This window comes from Paenibacillus agaridevorans, assembly GCF_003112455.1.
Classification (GTDB): Bacteria; Bacillota; Bacilli; order Paenibacillales; family Paenibacillaceae; genus Pristimantibacillus; species Pristimantibacillus agaridevorans.
The window spans coordinates 449,269-449,588 of the sequence record NZ_BDQX01000171.1; the positions used below are offsets into that span (position 1 = coordinate 449,269).

Here is a 320-nt window from a genome sequence, read left to right on the forward strand (position 1 = left end):
AAGATTCATAATGATGTAGAACTCCTTGTCGAACGGAGCCGGGAACGCGTATTTGTCCGGCTGACCCGCCCCCCAGCTATGCCAATCATTAATCGTCTGGTACAGATTGCCGTCCACGTACCATCTCAGCTCTCCCGGCTCCCATTCCAGCGAATACGTATGGAAATCGGTAAAATCTTCGCCTTCCGGGAACACGTAATGTGAGCCGGCCGCCTTATTATTAGGCGCTCCCTTGCCGTAATGGATAGTGCCGTCCACCGTTTCCGGCAGCCGCCCTCTCGCTTCCATAATATCGATCTCGCCGGAGGAGGCCCAGCCGC

Annotated in this window: 1 protein-coding gene; it reads right to left on the reverse strand. The window is 55.6% G+C overall.

Annotated elements, in window-relative coordinates:
- On the reverse strand, positions 1-320 hold a 320-nt coding region (locus tag PAT3040_RS37120; RefSeq protein ID WP_181376670.1), incomplete at both ends, for a glycoside hydrolase family 16 protein.